The organism is Pseudooctadecabacter sp. (assembly GCF_965657175.1).
Lineage (GTDB): Bacteria > Pseudomonadota > Alphaproteobacteria > Rhodobacterales > Rhodobacteraceae > Octadecabacter.
Genome location: NZ_CBFHNH010000003.1, coordinates 27,052 through 41,098, shown reverse-complemented (window position 1 = coordinate 41,098; position 14,047 = coordinate 27,052). Strand labels below are relative to the sequence as shown.

The following is a 14,047-nucleotide window of genomic DNA, read 5'->3' as shown; positions in this document are numbered from 1 at the left end:
TCCTTATGCGTCTGCGCCGCTGGACAGCGGACGATAGTTGGTCTTTTCAGCGATACGTGCGGACTTACCACGGCGTGCGCGGAGGTAGTACAGCTTGGCGCGACGAACGCGGCCACGACGCACAACGGTGATGCTGTCGATGTTGGTGGAATAGAGCGGGAACACACGTTCCACGCCTTCACCAAAGGAAATCTTGCGAACGGTGAAAGAGCCAGCGATGCCCTTGCCGTTTTTGCGTGCGATGCACACGCCTTCGTAGTTCTGCACACGGGTGCGCGTGCCTTCGGTCACTTTGTAACCGACGCGGATGGTGTCACCCGCTTTGAAGTCTGGGATGTCTTTGCCCAGTTCGGCGATTTGTTCCGCCTCGATTTGTGCGATCAGGTTCATTGACCGTCTCCTATGTGTCGCGCGGTTTGCCCGCGGATGTGATCGGCGCCAGAGCTTTGGTCTTCATAGGGTCCGTCCCTGTCTTGCAATAAGATCGGGGGCCCACCAGAGGTTCGCGTCCTTGTTCATGCTATTTGGCGGGTTCGCGGTGAAGAGGTCGCGGCCAATACCAAACAGGTCCGACCGACTCATTTCAGTCGCGGACACGCGGCGTATAAGGGTGCGCGCCGGTGCAATCAAGGGGGTTTGATGGTCTGGCGCGATGGTACACCCCCTTGCGGTGTGACGGGACGTTTTCAGACCGCTGGGCCCGCGGAGCCGTTCTGACATTTGACCGTGTGCCAAGGCCGCATTACGTCCCCTCAGAACCCAAGAGAGATATTTTATGACCCAGCCTTCGGACCTTGCCGCCGATGTGCCAACCCATGTGATTGTTGGGGACGGCATCACGGCCTTTGCATTTCTTGAAACCGGCGATTTCGCGCCTGGCGAACAGGTCGTGGCTGTAGGCCGAAATGCCACGCAGCTGGGGCGGGGTGCGGCCTATGGCGCGGGTGAGGCGGGGACGCCCTGGCGCTATGCCTATCTGCTCAATTCTCCAGCTGACGATATTGATCCCGCCTTTGCGGCGTGGTTGGCCCGCCATTGGGCCGATATCGAGGACCGGATGCAGGGCCGCTCCCCCGATTGGTTGGCCATGGCGCGCCCCTTGGTCGAGGCGGGCGATACTTACGGCGTCAATGCACCGCGTGAATTCTACGGCGATTTCATGGCCGACCAGCTGAAGGGCGTTCTTGCGCGTTTGGCGGCCGCAGGCGTGTCCGTGACGTTCATAAACGATGAGGCCATATCGCTGCGTGAGGCACCAGATGGCGTACACCTGATGCTTGCATCCGGACAAGCGATCCGCGCCCGAACCGTCGATGTGGCCCCCGGCGGCCCCTCAACCATGCGGATCGATGGCGATGATGGCCCGTTTGCCGCGCCCAGCGTTTTCGGACACGAACACCGGATTGCCGAACACATCAAAGCGGGGGAGGAGATTTTCTGCATCGGGGGCAATGCCGCGATGCTCGATGTGCTGCGTTTGTGTCAAAGTCTTCTAGACGATGATCAAATCCGGTTTGTTGCCTGCGCACCAGATGGGGAGGTCCCGCCGCCGCTGGTGCCGCGATTGCCCCGCCGCATGACACAGCCACAACTGACCAAAGGGCACGACACGGCCGACAGTTTCCTTGCACAGGTCAGCGCGCAGATTGACCTCGCAAAAGCAGCGGGTGATGAAATGCGGGAAATCCGTGCCGGGTTCCGGGCGCATTTTCTGGCCCATCCGCTCCATCATTATGTGTCCGATATTAATGAGGCACGGCGGGTGCCGGGAACACTGCGTCATTGGCTGCGGGGCGGAACACGGGACACGATCCAAGACATGCATCGTTTGATCGGGGCAGGCTGTGCGCGGGTCATGCAAGGCATGGTGGCTGGTGTGGACCACGGCGCGGGCGGCGCAGTGATTCGGATGGTTGACGCAACTGGGACAGAAACGCTGTATCAGACAGGGTTTGTCGTCAACTGTGCGGGCGCGGGGCCGAAATCGACGTATGACCCGCTGACCACCGATATGTTGCGTCAAGGTTTGATTAACGTGTGTCCGGTCAATCGCGGCCTCAAGGTGGGGGACGGCTGTCGCATTCGGATGGGCCCCGTGCGGTTTCTTGCCCCGTCCGTGACTGAAATTGGCAATGAAGTCATGGCGATGCCGCTTTATGACGCGCATATGCTCAGGACTTATGTGGGCCGATCCCGCCGAGTGGCCGCCATTAACCACGGCTGACGAGCACCGCATTTCTTCATAGATTGTTTAGGTTTTGCCACGAAAGTCAGCTCCAAAAGGAGTTGGCTATGAAATACCGTGCGCACCGATTTCCCACCCGCTTTCCTGTCACAGTTCGCCTTGGGGCAGTGGGGTATAAGTCTCTTGTCACCAGTATCAGCGCCTCTGGCGCCTGTTTGTCCGTAGGTGAAAGCCTGGCCGTGGGTCAATCTGTTGAAGTGTCGTATAGCGGGGGGCGACAGACCGCCAAAGTCTGCTGGGCAAATGGCGATAAGGCCGGGGTGACGTTTGCCCGACCGCTTGGGAAATCCGAATTGGACCGCATCCGGTTTGGCTGCAACCGCACGGGAAGCGCGGGACCACGCCGCGTGGGATACGCCTGATCAACTACGGCCTTTGGTGTCTTTGGAGGGGCGTCTGGCCCACAGATCAGGACGGCGGTCTTTGGTGATTTGCTCACTCATCTCGCGGCGCCACGCGGCAACTTTGCCATGATCGCCTGAGGTGAGAACATCGGGAATTGTGTGTCCCTCCCATTCGGCGGGGCGCGTATACTGCGGGTGTTCCAAAAGGCCATTGGAATGGCTTTCTTCCACCGCGCTTTCCGCGTTGCCCAACACACCGGGCAGTAGCCGCACACAGGCGTCGATCATTGTCATCGCCGGAAGCTCGCCGCCCGTCAGGACCTAGTCGCCCATGGACACTTCCATAATCTCGTAATGGTCCAAGACCCGTTGATCGACGCCTTCGAACCGACCGCATAAAAGTGTCACGCCGTCCTGCATGCTAAGGTCCTGCGCCATTTTCTGCGTAAACGGGACACCGCGGGGGCTAAGGTACAAAAGCGGCATACGTCCACGTGCCTTGCGCCGCGCATCGCCGATAGCATTGGCCACTACATCCGACCGCAAAACCATTCCCGCACCGCCGCCCGACGGGGTGTCATCGACATTGCGATGTTTCCCAACGCCAAAGCGGCGCAGATCGGTGGTTTGCAACTGCCACAGCCCGTCTTTGAGGGCGCGACCTGTCAGGCTCTCGCCCAGCAATCCTGGAAAGGCATCCGGGAATAGGGTGATCACCTGCGCGGTCCACGCTTTCGCAAGGCTGGGGCGATCGGTCATCAACTCCTGCGGCTTCAGGTTGACCTGCACGGATTTGCGACCGATTGAACGGTTCTTTTCGGGACTATCCGTCATGGGAATGAGCCTTTTCCAATAGGGCCGCCTTGGCTTTCTGCAGCGCCTTGTCCGACAGTTTTGACCTGTTGAGGTCCAGCAATGCGTCAAGGACGTCGTCGTTGGGTCCTACATTTTGGGGAGGCAACGGGACCAGCTTGCGACGCAGGTGGCCCGGCAGATCCAAGAGGTCAATCAGCGGTGCCGACAGACCCTCGGGGCCATCAAGACCTGCGACATCACGCAGCTGCACGCGCCCTTTGACGGCGCCCGCCACGTCCTCTGCGACGCGCCGCAGGTCGGACGCCGCGCGGTAGGTGTCCAGATATGTGTCGCGGTCCATGGTCAGACGCGAGGTCCGGAGGTTGTGTCGATAGGTCGACCGCAGCCATGTTTCGGGATGGCGGATTGAGAAGTGAAAGATGACTTCGGCGTCCGTGCCAAAGACGTCGTGGATCACCTGTTCCGCCCGCGCCATCAAGGGGGCGGTGGCCCCGTAGGCCATCTGCCCGTCGCGGCCGGGCATCCGCCCCGCAAGGTTTTCGTCTGAGATCAGCACTTTGCGTGAGGTGCCGACATCAAGTGCCGAAAGGGTTTTGTGCAGGTCAGAGGCGAAGGCCTCAAGCAGCGCAGGTGCCCCCAGACGCGAATACCGCACAGCCATCAAAGCTGCGCCACCACGTGTCCGCCCCGGCAAAACCAGCGCGGATTTCGGCCAGATATAGCGCCCGTTTTGACGCAAATGGGTTTGAACGGTGGTCGTGCCGGTCTTATGAAAGCCGGCGTGCACGATAATGCGGCGGGGCGTCATGCGTCCGGATCGGCGAACAATCCGCCGGGTGGGTCGATGATGATGCGTCCGCTGGCAAGGTCCACGGTAGGGACAATCGCGCGCGTAAAGGGGACAAGAACACTGTCCTTGAGGGCGGGAGCGATGATTTCCAGCAGGTCGTCCGCGCCATTACTTTGCACGGCTTTGACGCGGCCCAATTCAGCGCCGCCGGTGTCAAAGGCCATCAGGCCCATCAGGTCTGCGTGGTAAAATTCGTCATCGGGCAGGGTGGGCAATTGATCGCGCTGGGCGATCAGATCAACGCCGCGCAATGCATCGGCTTCTTCTTTGGTGGTGATGCCATCGACACGGGCGATCAGGGCGCCTTTGGTTTGGCCCTTAAGCACGATGGTCGTGATGGTTTTGCCGTCAGACCGCGTCAGCGGTGTATAATCGGCCAGCGCTTCAGGATCGGAACAAAAGGATTTCAGGCGTACGTCCCCATGGACACCAAACGCGCCTGAGATCGATCCGACAATGAGCGTTTCATCTGTCATGGTGCACCTGTGGTCTGGCCGGGCGACCCGCAATGTTCATTGCGAACCGCCCAGCCAAGGGTCTGATTATTCAGAGGCTTCTTCGGCAGCAGGCTCTTCTGCTGGGGCGGCAGCGGCCTCATCGGCAGCGGCGGCTTTGGCAGCTTTTTCTTCAGCACGGTCCTGCGCTTTTTTGCCTGGCTCACCTTTTTTGAGGTTCGCGCGTTCTTTCGTCTCGGCCACACCAGCGGCTTCGAGGAAGCGGGAAATACGGTCGGTGGGCTGGGCACCCTGGTCGAGCCAGTACTGCACGCGCTCCATGTCCATTTTCACGCGCTCTTCGCTGTCTTTGGCCAGCAGTGGGTTATATGTGCCGAGCTTTTCAACATAGCGGCCATCACGTGGCATGCGGCTGTCGGCTGCAACGATACGGTAGAAGGGCCGCTTTTTGGAGCCACCACGGGCGAGGCGAATTTTCATAGCCATGAGTTTGTTTCCTTAGGATTTTGATTGATGTGATTGATGATGCTGAATGACTTCAGCGATGATGAAGTTGAGGAACTTCTTGGCAAATTCCGGGTCCAGATCGGCCCGTTTTGCCAAATCTTCAAGCCGTGCGATCTGCGCTTCTTCGCGCTTGGGATCGGACGGGGGAAGGTCGTGGCTGGCTTTGAGTTTCCCCACAGCCTGCGTGTGTTTGAACCGCTCACCCAGTGTATAAACAAGGATCGCATCGAGCCGGTCGATACTGTCGCGGTGGTCTTTGAGGATGTCGGCGGCGCGGAGGCTGTCGCTCATGTCATCTCTCCTTTGTGGTGACGCCAAATGTTGACGTGCGTGTAGTGGTTTGCAAACTCGCCGCCAGGGGCGTTGGCGATCTTCGTCTCATCGGGGTCAGGTTTTGCCCCCAGCGCGCGGGCAACAGCGGCTGATGGTGCGTTGCCTTCGTCGATGTGGGATTGCGCGGTCGTCACGCCCATCACGTCCCATGACCACGGAATGATCGCGCGCATGGCTTCGGTGACGTAGCCTTTGCCTTCGTATTTGGCGTCGTAAAGCGTCCAGCCGAATTCGGGTTCTTTTTGATAATAGGGATGAAAGATGCCGAACCCGCCGATCACGTCGCCCGGTGCATCCTTGAGTGCGGTCATGAACAGACCATAGCCGCGCAAGACCCATTGACCGGCGATGGCCATGAACTGACCAGCGGCTTTTTCGCGGTCGATCGGGCCACCGGTGAATTTTGACCTCTCAGACATTTTGTACGCGATGTAGCGGTCCGCATCGCCCAGATCGGGCGCGCGCAGCACAAGGCGCTCTGTCTCAAGTGTGGGTATGGTTGCGGTGAGGGTCATTTCTTTTTGCCGAAGCCTGACAAACCGGGGGGCAGGGCTGCGCCACCGCCGAGACCGGGAAGGCCCCCCATGCCGCCCATACCGCCGGGCAGTTGCGCGCCCATCTTCTTGGCGGCTTCCTCCATGGCGGCGGGGTCGTTCATATCGGGCATACCGCCCTTGCCGAACATGCCTTTCATGGCCTGTTTCAGCATCCCGCCTTTGCCCATCTTGCCCATCTTCTTCATCATGTCCGACATCTGGCGGTGCATTTTGATCAGCTGGTTGAGTTCACGGACCTCAAGCCCTGCACCTTGCGCGATGCGTTTTTTGCGGCTGGCCTGCAGCAGTTGCGGGTTGGCGCGTTCTTTCTTGGTCATCGAATTGATCAGGGCGATCTGGCGTTTCAGAACGCTGTCGTCAAACCCAGCTTCTTCGACCTGTTTCGACATTTTTTTCATGCCGGGCATCATGCCCATCATGCCTTCCATCCCGCCCATTTTGAGCATCTGGTCCAGCTGCATTTTCATGTCGTTCATGTTGAACCGGCCCTTTTGGAACCGTTTCATCATTTTTTCGGCCTGTTCGGCCTCAATGGTTTCTTGTGCTTTTTCAACGAGGGAGACGATGTCGCCCATACCAAGGATACGGCCTGCGACGCGGTCGGCGTGGAATTCCTCGATCGCGTCCATCTTTTCGCCCAGACCCACAAACCGGATCGGGCGGCCTGTGACCGCGCGCATGGACAGGGCCGCACCGCCGCGTCCGTCACCATCCATCCGGGTGAGGACCACGCCGGTGATGCCGATGCGACCGTCGAAGTTTTCCGCGGTGCTGACGGCGTCCTGACCGGTCAGGCCGTCGACCACCAACATGGTTTCACGCGGGTTGGCCACGTCGCGAACGGCTTCAACCTGTTGCATGAGTTCTTCGTCGATGCTCAGACGACCCGCGGTGTCGAGCATGTAGACATCATACCCACCAAGGGACGCTTGAGTTTTGGCGCGTTTGGCGATCTGAACGGGGTCTTCGCCCTTTACGATGGGCAGGGTATCCACGCCGATCTGCACGCCGAGGATTTGCAGCTGTTCCATCGCGGCGGGGCGGTTCACGTCCAAAGACGCCATGAGGACTTTCTTGCCCTCGCGTTCTTTCAGGCGTTTCGCCAGTTTTGCTGTGGTGGTGGTTTTACCGGAGCCTTGCAGACCAACCATCAGGATGGGCGCCGGCGGGTTGTCGATTTTCAACGTGCCGGCGTCGTCATCCCCTTTAAGGACATGGACCAATTCGTCGTGGACGATTTTCACGACCTGCTGGCCCGGTGTCACGGATTTGGTGACGGACTGGCCGGTGGCCTTGGATTGCACAGCTTTGACGAAATCTCGGGCAACGGGCAGCGACACGTCCGCCTCAAGCAACGCAACGCGGACCTCACGCAGGGCGGTTTTGACGTCGTCCTCGGACAGGGCACCCTGTTTGGTGAGGCGGTCGAAGACGCCGCCTAGGCGGTCTGACAGGGTCTCAAACATGGGCGCGTCCTTTCAGCGTCGTTGCGTTTGTCCGACCTATATGGGGTCGAAGGGGTTCAATACAAAACGGCCCCCGTGGGCGAAACTCGCTGACGGGGGTCGATCCCTTGAAACAAGGGACCGGACGGCTGGTGCTGTCCGGATATGGGGCGCGTTTAGGCGTCAGAGGGGGCGGAGTCAAGCGGTTCGCGCTTGCGCCAGTCCTGCATCCAGTCGCTCACAGCGGATGAGGCCGCAAGGGCATCATCTGCGGACACGGAATGGGCGGTCAGGCGGTGGCGGCCTTCGTCCATGCCGTGACGCACATAAAGCGTGATGATGCGTTTGGGGTCCTCACTGGCGGGGCCTGTGGCGCGGTGGTGACGGGTGACGCGGGTGGATTGGACCTCCTCCAGCGGCCAGATGTGTTGATGCAGGCCAAAGGCCGTGCGGTGGGACAGCCGTGCAGTGCCGGTTTGCGCATTCAGAACCAGACGGGACCGTTCCACGAACAACAGCGCAAACAGCACGGTCCAGAACACCGTCAGAAACAGCCACAGCAAAAGCCAGCCAATCGTGCCATCGGGCAGAGTGATGATGCGGTAGCCCACCCAAAGCCCCAGAAAGCTGAGGATCGTAAAGATCAGTGATGCCTTCCAGCGGGTGAACCGCAGGATCAACAGATCCGGCGTGTTTTGCGTGACATTCATGTCCGCCCCTTTGCAACCCACGCACTGGCCCGCGCCATTAATGTGCGGGTTTTGTGTTGTGATTTGCCGTAGTGGGTGACGATGTAATGACCTGGGTCCATACCGCCGTTGACGGTGAGGTACATGTAAACACGTTCCATCGAGCCGGGGCGGGTGACAATGCCCGCGCCCTCGGGGTTGATGTCGAAACCCGCCACGTCTGAAATCTCAAACCATTGGGAGTGATACTGCGGCCCCTTGCGGACCCGCAGTTCGACCTTGCCGGTAGTGCGGTCAAACACGACTTGCCGAGGTTCAGGCCCATGGAGGATCACAAGGCCAATCATGACCGTGAAGGCACCAATGATCAGGTGCACCCAAATCGGGGCAGCGGCGGCAAAGCTGATCCAATGCAGCCAGAGAAACAGACACAACAGCGGGATCATAAAGACGGAGGTCCAACCCCCGCGCACATCCACGACCAAAGTCTCATTCGTCTCTTGGCTGATCCCCATGGGCCGCAGTCAAGCGCGGCCCATGGGGGGTGTCAATTCGGATGGCCCCGGATCAGGCGGGTTTGCGGGCGATCAAAACGATGGCCGATAACACGCCCAGCACCAATGCAGGCACAAACGACGGCCCCAGCACAAGGATATGGAACAGCACAGCCGCGCTCATGGTGCAGACCAACAGCCCCGCACCGATCCATTGCAGGCCCGGCACCCACAACAACACCGCAGAGCCGACCTCGATTACGCCCGTCACATAGCGGAACCATTGCCCCCACCCGATGGCGTCAAAGGTGGCGACCATCATCTCAACCCCGGCGAGTTTCGACAGCCCCGCCGCGCCAAAGGCAAAGGTCAAAAGGGCGGTGATGGCCAAAAGGCCGTATTTCTTGGTCGTCGGTGACATCGTCGTTCTCCTTTATGAGGCTTTCGCCAAAATGTCGTTTGCGGCTGAAACCGATACATCGTTGATTCCGATAAACCCAAGGAAAAACCTGAGGTGTGGCGTCAGAAAATCAGCGGGCGATCCGATTTGAACGCCGCCGGAAGACACCGTCACAATCGCCTTTTTGCCCGTCAACAATCCTTCGGGGCCGTCTTGTGTGTAGCGAAAGGTCACTCCGGGACGCGCCACCAGATCCATCCATGCCTTCAGGGACGCAGGCGCCGCGAAGTTGTAGATGGGCGCGCCTATCACGATGGTATCGGCGGCCTGAAGCTCGGCAATCAAGGTGTCGGACAGGGCCAAACGGGCGGCGTCTTCGGGCGTGCGGCTTGCGGGGTCGGTCAGACGGGCGTCTGCCCATGCGCCGTCGATCTGCGGCAGGGGGTCTTTTGCCAAGTCGCGGTAGGTCGCGGTGCCCTGTTGGTCCGCCACGATGTGCGCGGATGCCGCGCGCGACAGGCTGGTGGTCAGATTGGCAGAGGCGTCTATGTGAAGTGTATGGGTCATGAGAGGGGTCCTTGGTTGGTCTCTCTTCCATATCGGCATTGCGATTTTGAACGCTACTGCTGGAATTATCTATCTCATGTGCATAAATGCAAAGTCATGCCTGAGATGGCAAAGGCGTGAACACGTGGACCTTGGGGTGCCGCGCCAAGCGCGTAAGTATGGGCAAAGATCGGATGGGACATCAGATGGACAATTGGGACGAAATTCGCACGGCGTTTCAGGTGGCGCGCATTGGCACGGTCAGCGGTGCGGCCGACGCGCTGGGCGTGCACCATGCTACGGTGATCCGGCATATCGACGCCTTGGAAAACCGGCTCGGGGTGAAGTTGTTTCAACGCCACGCGCGTGGCTATACCGCGACCGAGGCTGGCCAAGATCTGATGCAGGTGGCCACGGCCACCGACGATCAATTCACGCAGCTTGCCGGTCGTATTCGTGGCCAGGGTGAGGGTGTGTCCGGTGATCTGGTCGTGACGTCACTGGTCATGCTGTCCCCCATGCTGGTGCCGGTCATGGCCAAATTCCGGCGCGAAAATCCTGATCTAACGGTTCGCTATCTGACCGGTGACCGTCTTTTCCGGCTGGAATACGGTGAGGCCCACGTGGCGATCCGTGCGGGTGCGGCCCCCGATCAACCCGACAACGTGGTGCAGCCGTTCACATTCCAGCCGCTGCATCTGGTCGCCTCACCTGAATATATCGCAAACCACGGCACACCCGCCGACGAAGACGCGCTGGCGGATCATTGGTTTATTGGCCACGACAACGCCGAAAGCCGCGCGCCGTTTATCCAGTGGCTGAATGCCACAGTGCCGGCCAACCGGATTGTTTTTCGCACCACAGACAACCGCGCCTTGGTGGATGCGGTTCTGGCCGGGGCCGGGATCGGTTTCGTCTCCAAGTGGGAGATGGAGCGCCATCCCGAATTGGTCGAAGTCATCCCCTCACGTCCCGAATGGTCCGCGCAGCTGTGGCTGGTCACCCACGTTGATCTGCACCGCACGACCAAAGTTCAGGCGTTCCTGAAGTTCCTCAAAGAAGAGGCCGCAGCTTGGGACTTATAAGCGGGGGCACCTAGCTGTCGTCTGACAATTCAACGGCCAGAAACTTCTCAAAGGCATCAAGGTTGACAGCCTCAAACTGACCAAAGCTTTGCATCCAGACGGATGCCCCCCGCAAGGCATCAGGTTCCAGCTTGCACCACTTCACACGGCCTCGCTTCTCTTGGCTGATCAACCCCGCCGCTGTTAAAACGCCCAAGTGTTTGGAAATTGCAGCCAGCGACATCTCAAACGGTTCAGCCACATCTGTGACGGCCATGTCGTCCTCCAGCAGCATCGACAAGATCGCGCGGCGGGTGGGGTCGGCGAGGGCGGCAAAGACCTGATCAAGAACCGGTGTCATAACCGCTATCAACCGCAGTACCGCGTAAACGTCAACCAGATGGTTGAATATCAACAAGGCGCTCCGTTGGCCATTTTGACGCAGGTCTTGTGCTTCTCTGGTTCAAAAATACCTAAATAAAACAGCGCTGTAACGCACCGCATCCCCAGCTTGACTCTGTCCCCTGACCCGGCCTAAACCCCACCCAACCAAGGAAGGGGCTTCCGACGTGTCCGACCCGGTCCACGACGACGATCACACAGCGCGCATGAAGGCGCTGGAAGACAAGATCGCGGCGTTGAAGGGCGGGGACGAAAAGCGGCCTCATCAGGACGAACATTATTCTCAGGCACAGATGGCCTGGCGTATGGTGATCGAACTCGTGGCCGGTCTGGGGATCGGTTTCGGCATTGGGTACGGGTTGGACGCCGCTTTTGGCACCTCTCCGTTTCTGATGGTTATATTTATATTCTTCGGCCTCGCGGCGGGTGTCAAAACCATGATGCGGTCGGCGGAAGAGATGCAGAGAGACCAGTTGGCCAAACAGGCTGACGACGCAACAACCGCCCCGGTGGCGGGCGAGACAAAGGAAGACTGACGTGGCAGAACCAGTTGATGGCGGCGGGCTGAGCTTTAAGCCCCTTGATCAGTTCGAAGTGAAACGTTTGTTCGGCGAAGGTCCGATCGAATGGTACACGATCACAAACGTCACCTTGTGGATGGCAATTGCCGTGGTATGCATCGTGCTGTTGCTGGTGATCGGCACGTCCAAACGCGCCGTTGTGCCCAACCGGACGCAATCCATCGCCGAAACGCTGTACGGTTTCATCTACACCATGGTCGAAGACGTGACAGGAAAGGACGGGATCAAGTATTTCCCCTATATCTTCACGCTCTTCGTCTTCATCCTGTTCTCGAACTACCTTGCGCTGCTGCCGACGTCCTTCAGCACCACCTCGCACATTGCTGTGACAGCGGTTTTGGCCCTTGGGGTGTTCATCACCGTAACCGTTCTGGGCTTCGTCAAAAACGGCGTGAGCTTCCTGAGCCTGTTTTGGGTCAGCTCCGCCCCTTTGGCGCTGCGCCCGATCCTCGCGGTGATCGAGGTGATTTCCTACTTCGTGCGCCCCGTCAGCCATTCAATTCGCCTGGCTGGTAACGTCATGGCCGGACACGCCGTCCTCAAGGTGTTCGCGGGCTTTGCACAGGTGGGTCTCATCATCGCGCCTGTGGCGATTTTGGGCGTCGTCGCGATTTACGCGCTTGAGGTCCTCGTGTCGGCCATTCAGGCCTACGTTTTCACAATTCTGACGTGCGTCTATCTGAAAGACGCGCTTCACCCCTCACACTAAGAATGCTTCCTCGGGGGTGACCCCCGGGGTGCTAAACTTCCAATCGTAAGGAGATACATTATGGAAGGCGAACTCGCACACATCGGCGCTGGTCTGGCTGCAATCGGTTCCGGCGCTGCCGCAATCGGTGTGGGCCAGGTGGCTGGCAACTTCCTCGCCGGCGCCCTGCGCAACCCATCCGCTGCTGCGGGCCAGACGGCAACGCTCTTCATCGGCATCGCATTCGCAGAAGCATTGGGGATCTTCTCGTTCCTCATCGCTCTGCTGCTGATGTTCGCTGTCTAAGAGATAGACCGCTTATCCTTACGCTCGGTGGATCGCGTGCTGCGTGATCCACCGATGTAAGGCCAGACAGAGCGGGAGGCGGACACCGCCCTTCGCAGGAACCAGAACGCCATAAGGGACGAATACAATGGCTGAAACACCAGTCGAAGCAGGGGCAGAGGCCAGCGGCTCAGGAATGCCGCAACTGGACTTTTCGACCTTCCCCAACCAGATTTTCTGGCTTCTGGTCACGCTTGTCGTGATCTATCTGATCCTGTCCCGCGTGGCATTGCCCCGCATCGCCAGCGTATTGGCGGAACGTCAGGGTACAATTACAAATGACATCGCCGCTGCAGAAGAGCTGAAGATGCGCGCGCAGGAGGCTGAGGCCGCCTACGACCAAGCGCTGTTGGACGCCCGTGCAGAGGCCGCCAAAATCGTCGCCGACACCAAGGCCGACATTCAGGCGAAACTGGATGTCGAAATGCAAAAGGCCGACGCCGAGATTGCCGCACAAACGGCCGAAAGCGAAAAGGCCATTGCCGAAATTCAGGCCGGTGCCACGGAGGCGGTGAAAGCCGTCGCTAAGGACACCGCCAAAGAGATCGTCGCCGCCCTGGGTGGGAAGGCAGATGCCCGCACAATCACAGCGGCCATCAACGCGCGGATGAAGGGGTAAGGACATGAAATATTCACTGACTGCCCTGTTCGCCCTTGCTGCATCGCCTGCATTGGCCGCCAGCAAGAACCCGTTTTCGGCTGAGTTCTGGTCCTTGTCCAACACGAACATGATCGCTCTGATCGCCTTCATCATCTTCCTCGGCGTGCTGATCAAATTCAAGGTGCCAGGCATGTTGTCTGGGATGTTGGACGGTCGCGCCGAAGGGATCAAAAACGATCTGAACGAAGCCAAGGCCCTGCGCGAAGAAGCACAGACTTTGCTGGCCAGCTACGAGCGTAAGCAGCGTGATGTGCAAGAGCAGGCTGACCGCATTGTGGCAAACGCCAAGGATGAAGCGACCCGCGCCGCTGAACAGGCGACCGCTGACATTAAAACGTCTGTTGCCCGCCGCCTTGCCTCTGCTGAGGACCAAATCGAAAGCGCCAAGCAGGGTGCCATCCGCGCCGTGCGCAACCAAGCGGTGACGGTTGCTGTTGCTGCAGCGCAAGACGTGATCGCCAAGCAGACGACCGCGGCTGACGCCAACGCACTGATCGACGACGCGATCGCAGAAGTCGGCGCAAAGCTGCACTAAACGCGGCAAGATAGAAGTAAAAAAGCCCGGCCATTGTGCCGGGCTTTTGCTTTTGGGGCGGACCGATCCGAGGCGGTGCCTCGACCCGGT

The 14,047-nt window shown here is 59.3% G+C and carries 20 protein-coding genes and 1 pseudogene; 8 read left to right on the top strand and 13 right to left on the bottom strand.

Annotation, left to right across the window (positions count from 1 at the left end; all coding sequences use genetic code 11):
- Positions 1-3: 3 nt before the first annotated feature.
- A complete protein-coding gene (gene rplS / locus ACTG36_RS04175; RefSeq protein WP_375281524.1) occupies positions 4-390 on the bottom strand; it encodes a 50S ribosomal protein L19 in 387 nt (128 codons plus the stop codon).
- A gap of 385 nt (positions 391-775) precedes the next feature.
- Here rplS and ACTG36_RS04170 point away from each other — a divergent pair, with 385 nt between their 5' ends.
- Positions 776-2,224, top strand: a complete 1,449-nt coding sequence (locus tag ACTG36_RS04170) for an FAD/NAD(P)-binding protein (protein ID WP_375281523.1) — start codon at positions 776-778, stop codon at positions 2,222-2,224.
- A gap of 68 nt (positions 2,225-2,292) precedes the next feature.
- The gene (locus ACTG36_RS04165) at positions 2,293-2,607 is read left to right on the top strand and encodes a PilZ domain-containing protein (RefSeq protein ID WP_375281522.1); all 315 of its coding nucleotides are present in this window, start codon (positions 2,293-2,295) and stop codon (positions 2,605-2,607) included.
- On the opposite strand, the pseudogene trmD reads toward ACTG36_RS04165, so the two are convergent.
- From trmD to ACTG36_RS04110, 11 genes and pseudogenes are all read right to left on the bottom strand, one after another.
- A pseudogene (trmD, locus tag ACTG36_RS04160) lies at positions 2,608-3,423 on the bottom strand (tRNA (guanosine(37)-N1)-methyltransferase TrmD).
- The gene (locus ACTG36_RS04155) at positions 3,413-4,213 is read right to left on the bottom strand and encodes a hypothetical protein (RefSeq protein ID WP_375281520.1); all 801 of its coding nucleotides are present in this window, start codon (positions 4,211-4,213) and stop codon (positions 3,413-3,415) included. The pseudogene trmD and the gene ACTG36_RS04155 overlap by 11 nt, the downstream one beginning before the upstream one ends.
- On the bottom strand, positions 4,210-4,731 hold the full coding sequence (gene rimM / locus ACTG36_RS04150; protein WP_375281519.1) for a ribosome maturation factor RimM: 522 nt from the start codon (positions 4,729-4,731) through the stop codon (positions 4,210-4,212). The genes ACTG36_RS04155 and rimM overlap by 4 nt, the downstream gene beginning before the upstream one ends.
- Before the next feature lie 66 nt (positions 4,732-4,797).
- Positions 4,798-5,196 (bottom strand): 30S ribosomal protein S16, encoded by a 399-nt coding sequence (gene rpsP, locus ACTG36_RS04145; protein ID WP_439141529.1) that lies wholly within the window; start codon positions 5,194-5,196, stop codon positions 4,798-4,800.
- A 12-nt stretch (positions 5,197-5,208) separates the two neighbouring features.
- Positions 5,209-5,508 carry a chorismate mutase gene (locus tag ACTG36_RS04140; protein WP_375281517.1) on the bottom strand — a complete coding sequence of 100 codons (300 nt, stop codon included), beginning with the start codon at positions 5,506-5,508 and terminating at the stop codon, positions 5,209-5,211.
- On the bottom strand, positions 5,505-6,065 hold the full coding sequence (locus ACTG36_RS04135; RefSeq protein WP_375281516.1) for a GNAT family N-acetyltransferase: 561 nt from the start codon (positions 6,063-6,065) through the stop codon (positions 5,505-5,507). The genes ACTG36_RS04140 and ACTG36_RS04135 overlap by 4 nt, the downstream gene beginning before the upstream one ends.
- Positions 6,062-7,573, bottom strand: coding sequence for a signal recognition particle protein (gene ffh, locus ACTG36_RS04130; protein ID WP_375281515.1), 1,512 nt, complete (start codon positions 7,571-7,573; stop codon positions 6,062-6,064). The genes ACTG36_RS04135 and ffh overlap by 4 nt, the downstream gene beginning before the upstream one ends.
- A 155-nt stretch (positions 7,574-7,728) precedes the next feature.
- Positions 7,729-8,262 carry a hypothetical protein gene (locus ACTG36_RS04125; RefSeq protein WP_375281514.1) on the bottom strand — a complete coding sequence of 178 codons (534 nt, stop codon included), beginning with the start codon at positions 8,260-8,262 and terminating at the stop codon, positions 7,729-7,731.
- Positions 8,259-8,756 carry a hypothetical protein gene (locus ACTG36_RS04120; RefSeq protein ID WP_375281513.1) on the bottom strand — a complete coding sequence of 166 codons (498 nt, stop codon included), beginning with the start codon at positions 8,754-8,756 and terminating at the stop codon, positions 8,259-8,261. Before ACTG36_RS04120 ends, ACTG36_RS04125 begins: the two co-directional genes overlap by 4 nt.
- A 52-nt stretch (positions 8,757-8,808) precedes the next feature.
- Entirely contained in the window at positions 8,809-9,156 is a 348-nt protein-coding gene (locus ACTG36_RS04115; RefSeq protein ID WP_375281512.1) for a DoxX family protein, read from the bottom strand.
- A gap of 12 nt (positions 9,157-9,168) precedes the next feature.
- Positions 9,169-9,702 carry an FMN-dependent NADH-azoreductase gene (locus ACTG36_RS04110; RefSeq protein ID WP_375281511.1) on the bottom strand — a complete coding sequence of 178 codons (534 nt, stop codon included), beginning with the start codon at positions 9,700-9,702 and terminating at the stop codon, positions 9,169-9,171.
- A gap of 185 nt (positions 9,703-9,887) precedes the next feature.
- On the opposite strand from ACTG36_RS04110, the gene ACTG36_RS04105 reads away from it, so the two are divergent.
- Positions 9,888-10,766: a LysR family transcriptional regulator gene (locus tag ACTG36_RS04105; protein ID WP_375281510.1), complete on the top strand. Its 879-nt coding sequence runs from the start codon at positions 9,888-9,890 to the stop codon at positions 10,764-10,766.
- Between the two features lie 10 nt (positions 10,767-10,776).
- On the opposite strand, the gene ACTG36_RS04100 is transcribed toward ACTG36_RS04105, so the two are convergent.
- Positions 10,777-11,106 (bottom strand): ArsR/SmtB family transcription factor, encoded by a 330-nt coding sequence (locus tag ACTG36_RS04100; RefSeq protein ID WP_375281509.1) that lies wholly within the window; start codon positions 11,104-11,106, stop codon positions 10,777-10,779.
- Between the two features lie 208 nt (positions 11,107-11,314).
- Here ACTG36_RS04100 and ACTG36_RS04095 point away from each other — a divergent pair, with 208 nt between their 5' ends.
- From ACTG36_RS04095 to ACTG36_RS04075, 5 genes are all read left to right on the top strand, one after another.
- Complete coding sequence (locus ACTG36_RS04095) at positions 11,315-11,683, top strand: AtpZ/AtpI family protein (protein ID WP_375281508.1); 369 nt, start codon at positions 11,315-11,317, stop codon at positions 11,681-11,683.
- Position 11,684: 1 nt separating this feature from the next.
- Positions 11,685-12,437 (top strand): F0F1 ATP synthase subunit A, encoded by a 753-nt coding sequence (locus ACTG36_RS04090; RefSeq protein ID WP_375281507.1) that lies wholly within the window; start codon positions 11,685-11,687, stop codon positions 12,435-12,437.
- Between the two features lie 60 nt (positions 12,438-12,497).
- Entirely contained in the window at positions 12,498-12,722 is a 225-nt protein-coding gene (locus tag ACTG36_RS04085) for a F0F1 ATP synthase subunit C (protein ID WP_375281506.1), read from the top strand.
- A 127-nt stretch (positions 12,723-12,849) separates the two neighbouring features.
- Entirely contained in the window at positions 12,850-13,380 is a 531-nt protein-coding gene (locus ACTG36_RS04080; RefSeq protein ID WP_375281505.1) for a F0F1 ATP synthase subunit B', read from the top strand.
- 4 nt (positions 13,381-13,384) lie between these two features.
- Positions 13,385-13,957, top strand: coding sequence for a F0F1 ATP synthase subunit B (locus ACTG36_RS04075; protein ID WP_375281504.1), 573 nt, complete (start codon positions 13,385-13,387; stop codon positions 13,955-13,957).
- Positions 13,958-14,047 lie beyond the last annotated feature (90 nt).

Bases quoted from the DNA above. Each gene is read 5' to 3' on its own strand.
- rplS (WP_375281524.1), bottom strand. From the start codon at position 390: ATGAACCTGATCGCACAAATCGAGGCGGAACAAATCGCCGAACTGGGC.
- ACTG36_RS04170 (WP_375281523.1), top strand. From the start codon at position 776: ATGACCCAGCCTTCGGACCTTGCCGCCGATGTGCCAACCCATGTGATT.
- ACTG36_RS04165 (WP_375281522.1), top strand. From the start codon at position 2,293: ATGAAATACCGTGCGCACCGATTTCCCACCCGCTTTCCTGTCACAGTT.
- ACTG36_RS04155 (WP_375281520.1), bottom strand. From the start codon at position 4,213: ATGACGCCCCGCCGCATTATCGTGCACGCCGGCTTTCATAAGACCGGC.
- rimM (WP_375281519.1), bottom strand. From the start codon at position 4,731: ATGACAGATGAAACGCTCATTGTCGGATCGATCTCAGGCGCGTTTGGT.
- rpsP (WP_439141529.1), bottom strand. From the start codon at position 5,196: ATGGCTATGAAAATTCGCCTCGCCCGTGGTGGCTCCAAAAAGCGGCCC.
- ACTG36_RS04140 (WP_375281517.1), bottom strand. From the start codon at position 5,508: ATGAGCGACAGCCTCCGCGCCGCCGACATCCTCAAAGACCACCGCGAC.
- ACTG36_RS04135 (WP_375281516.1), bottom strand. From the start codon at position 6,065: ATGACCCTCACCGCAACCATACCCACACTTGAGACAGAGCGCCTTGTG.
- ffh (WP_375281515.1), bottom strand. From the start codon at position 7,573: ATGTTTGAGACCCTGTCAGACCGCCTAGGCGGCGTCTTCGACCGCCTC.
- ACTG36_RS04125 (WP_375281514.1), bottom strand. From the start codon at position 8,262: ATGAATGTCACGCAAAACACGCCGGATCTGTTGATCCTGCGGTTCACC.
- ACTG36_RS04120 (WP_375281513.1), bottom strand. From the start codon at position 8,756: ATGGGGATCAGCCAAGAGACGAATGAGACTTTGGTCGTGGATGTGCGC.
- ACTG36_RS04115 (WP_375281512.1), bottom strand. From the start codon at position 9,156: ATGTCACCGACGACCAAGAAATACGGCCTTTTGGCCATCACCGCCCTT.
- ACTG36_RS04110 (WP_375281511.1), bottom strand. From the start codon at position 9,702: ATGACCCATACACTTCACATAGACGCCTCTGCCAATCTGACCACCAGC.
- ACTG36_RS04105 (WP_375281510.1), top strand. From the start codon at position 9,888: ATGGACAATTGGGACGAAATTCGCACGGCGTTTCAGGTGGCGCGCATT.
- ACTG36_RS04100 (WP_375281509.1), bottom strand. From the start codon at position 11,106: ATGACACCGGTTCTTGATCAGGTCTTTGCCGCCCTCGCCGACCCCACC.
- ACTG36_RS04085 (WP_375281506.1), top strand. From the start codon at position 12,498: ATGGAAGGCGAACTCGCACACATCGGCGCTGGTCTGGCTGCAATCGGT.
- ACTG36_RS04080 (WP_375281505.1), top strand. From the start codon at position 12,850: ATGGCTGAAACACCAGTCGAAGCAGGGGCAGAGGCCAGCGGCTCAGGA.
- ACTG36_RS04075 (WP_375281504.1), top strand. From the start codon at position 13,385: ATGAAATATTCACTGACTGCCCTGTTCGCCCTTGCTGCATCGCCTGCA.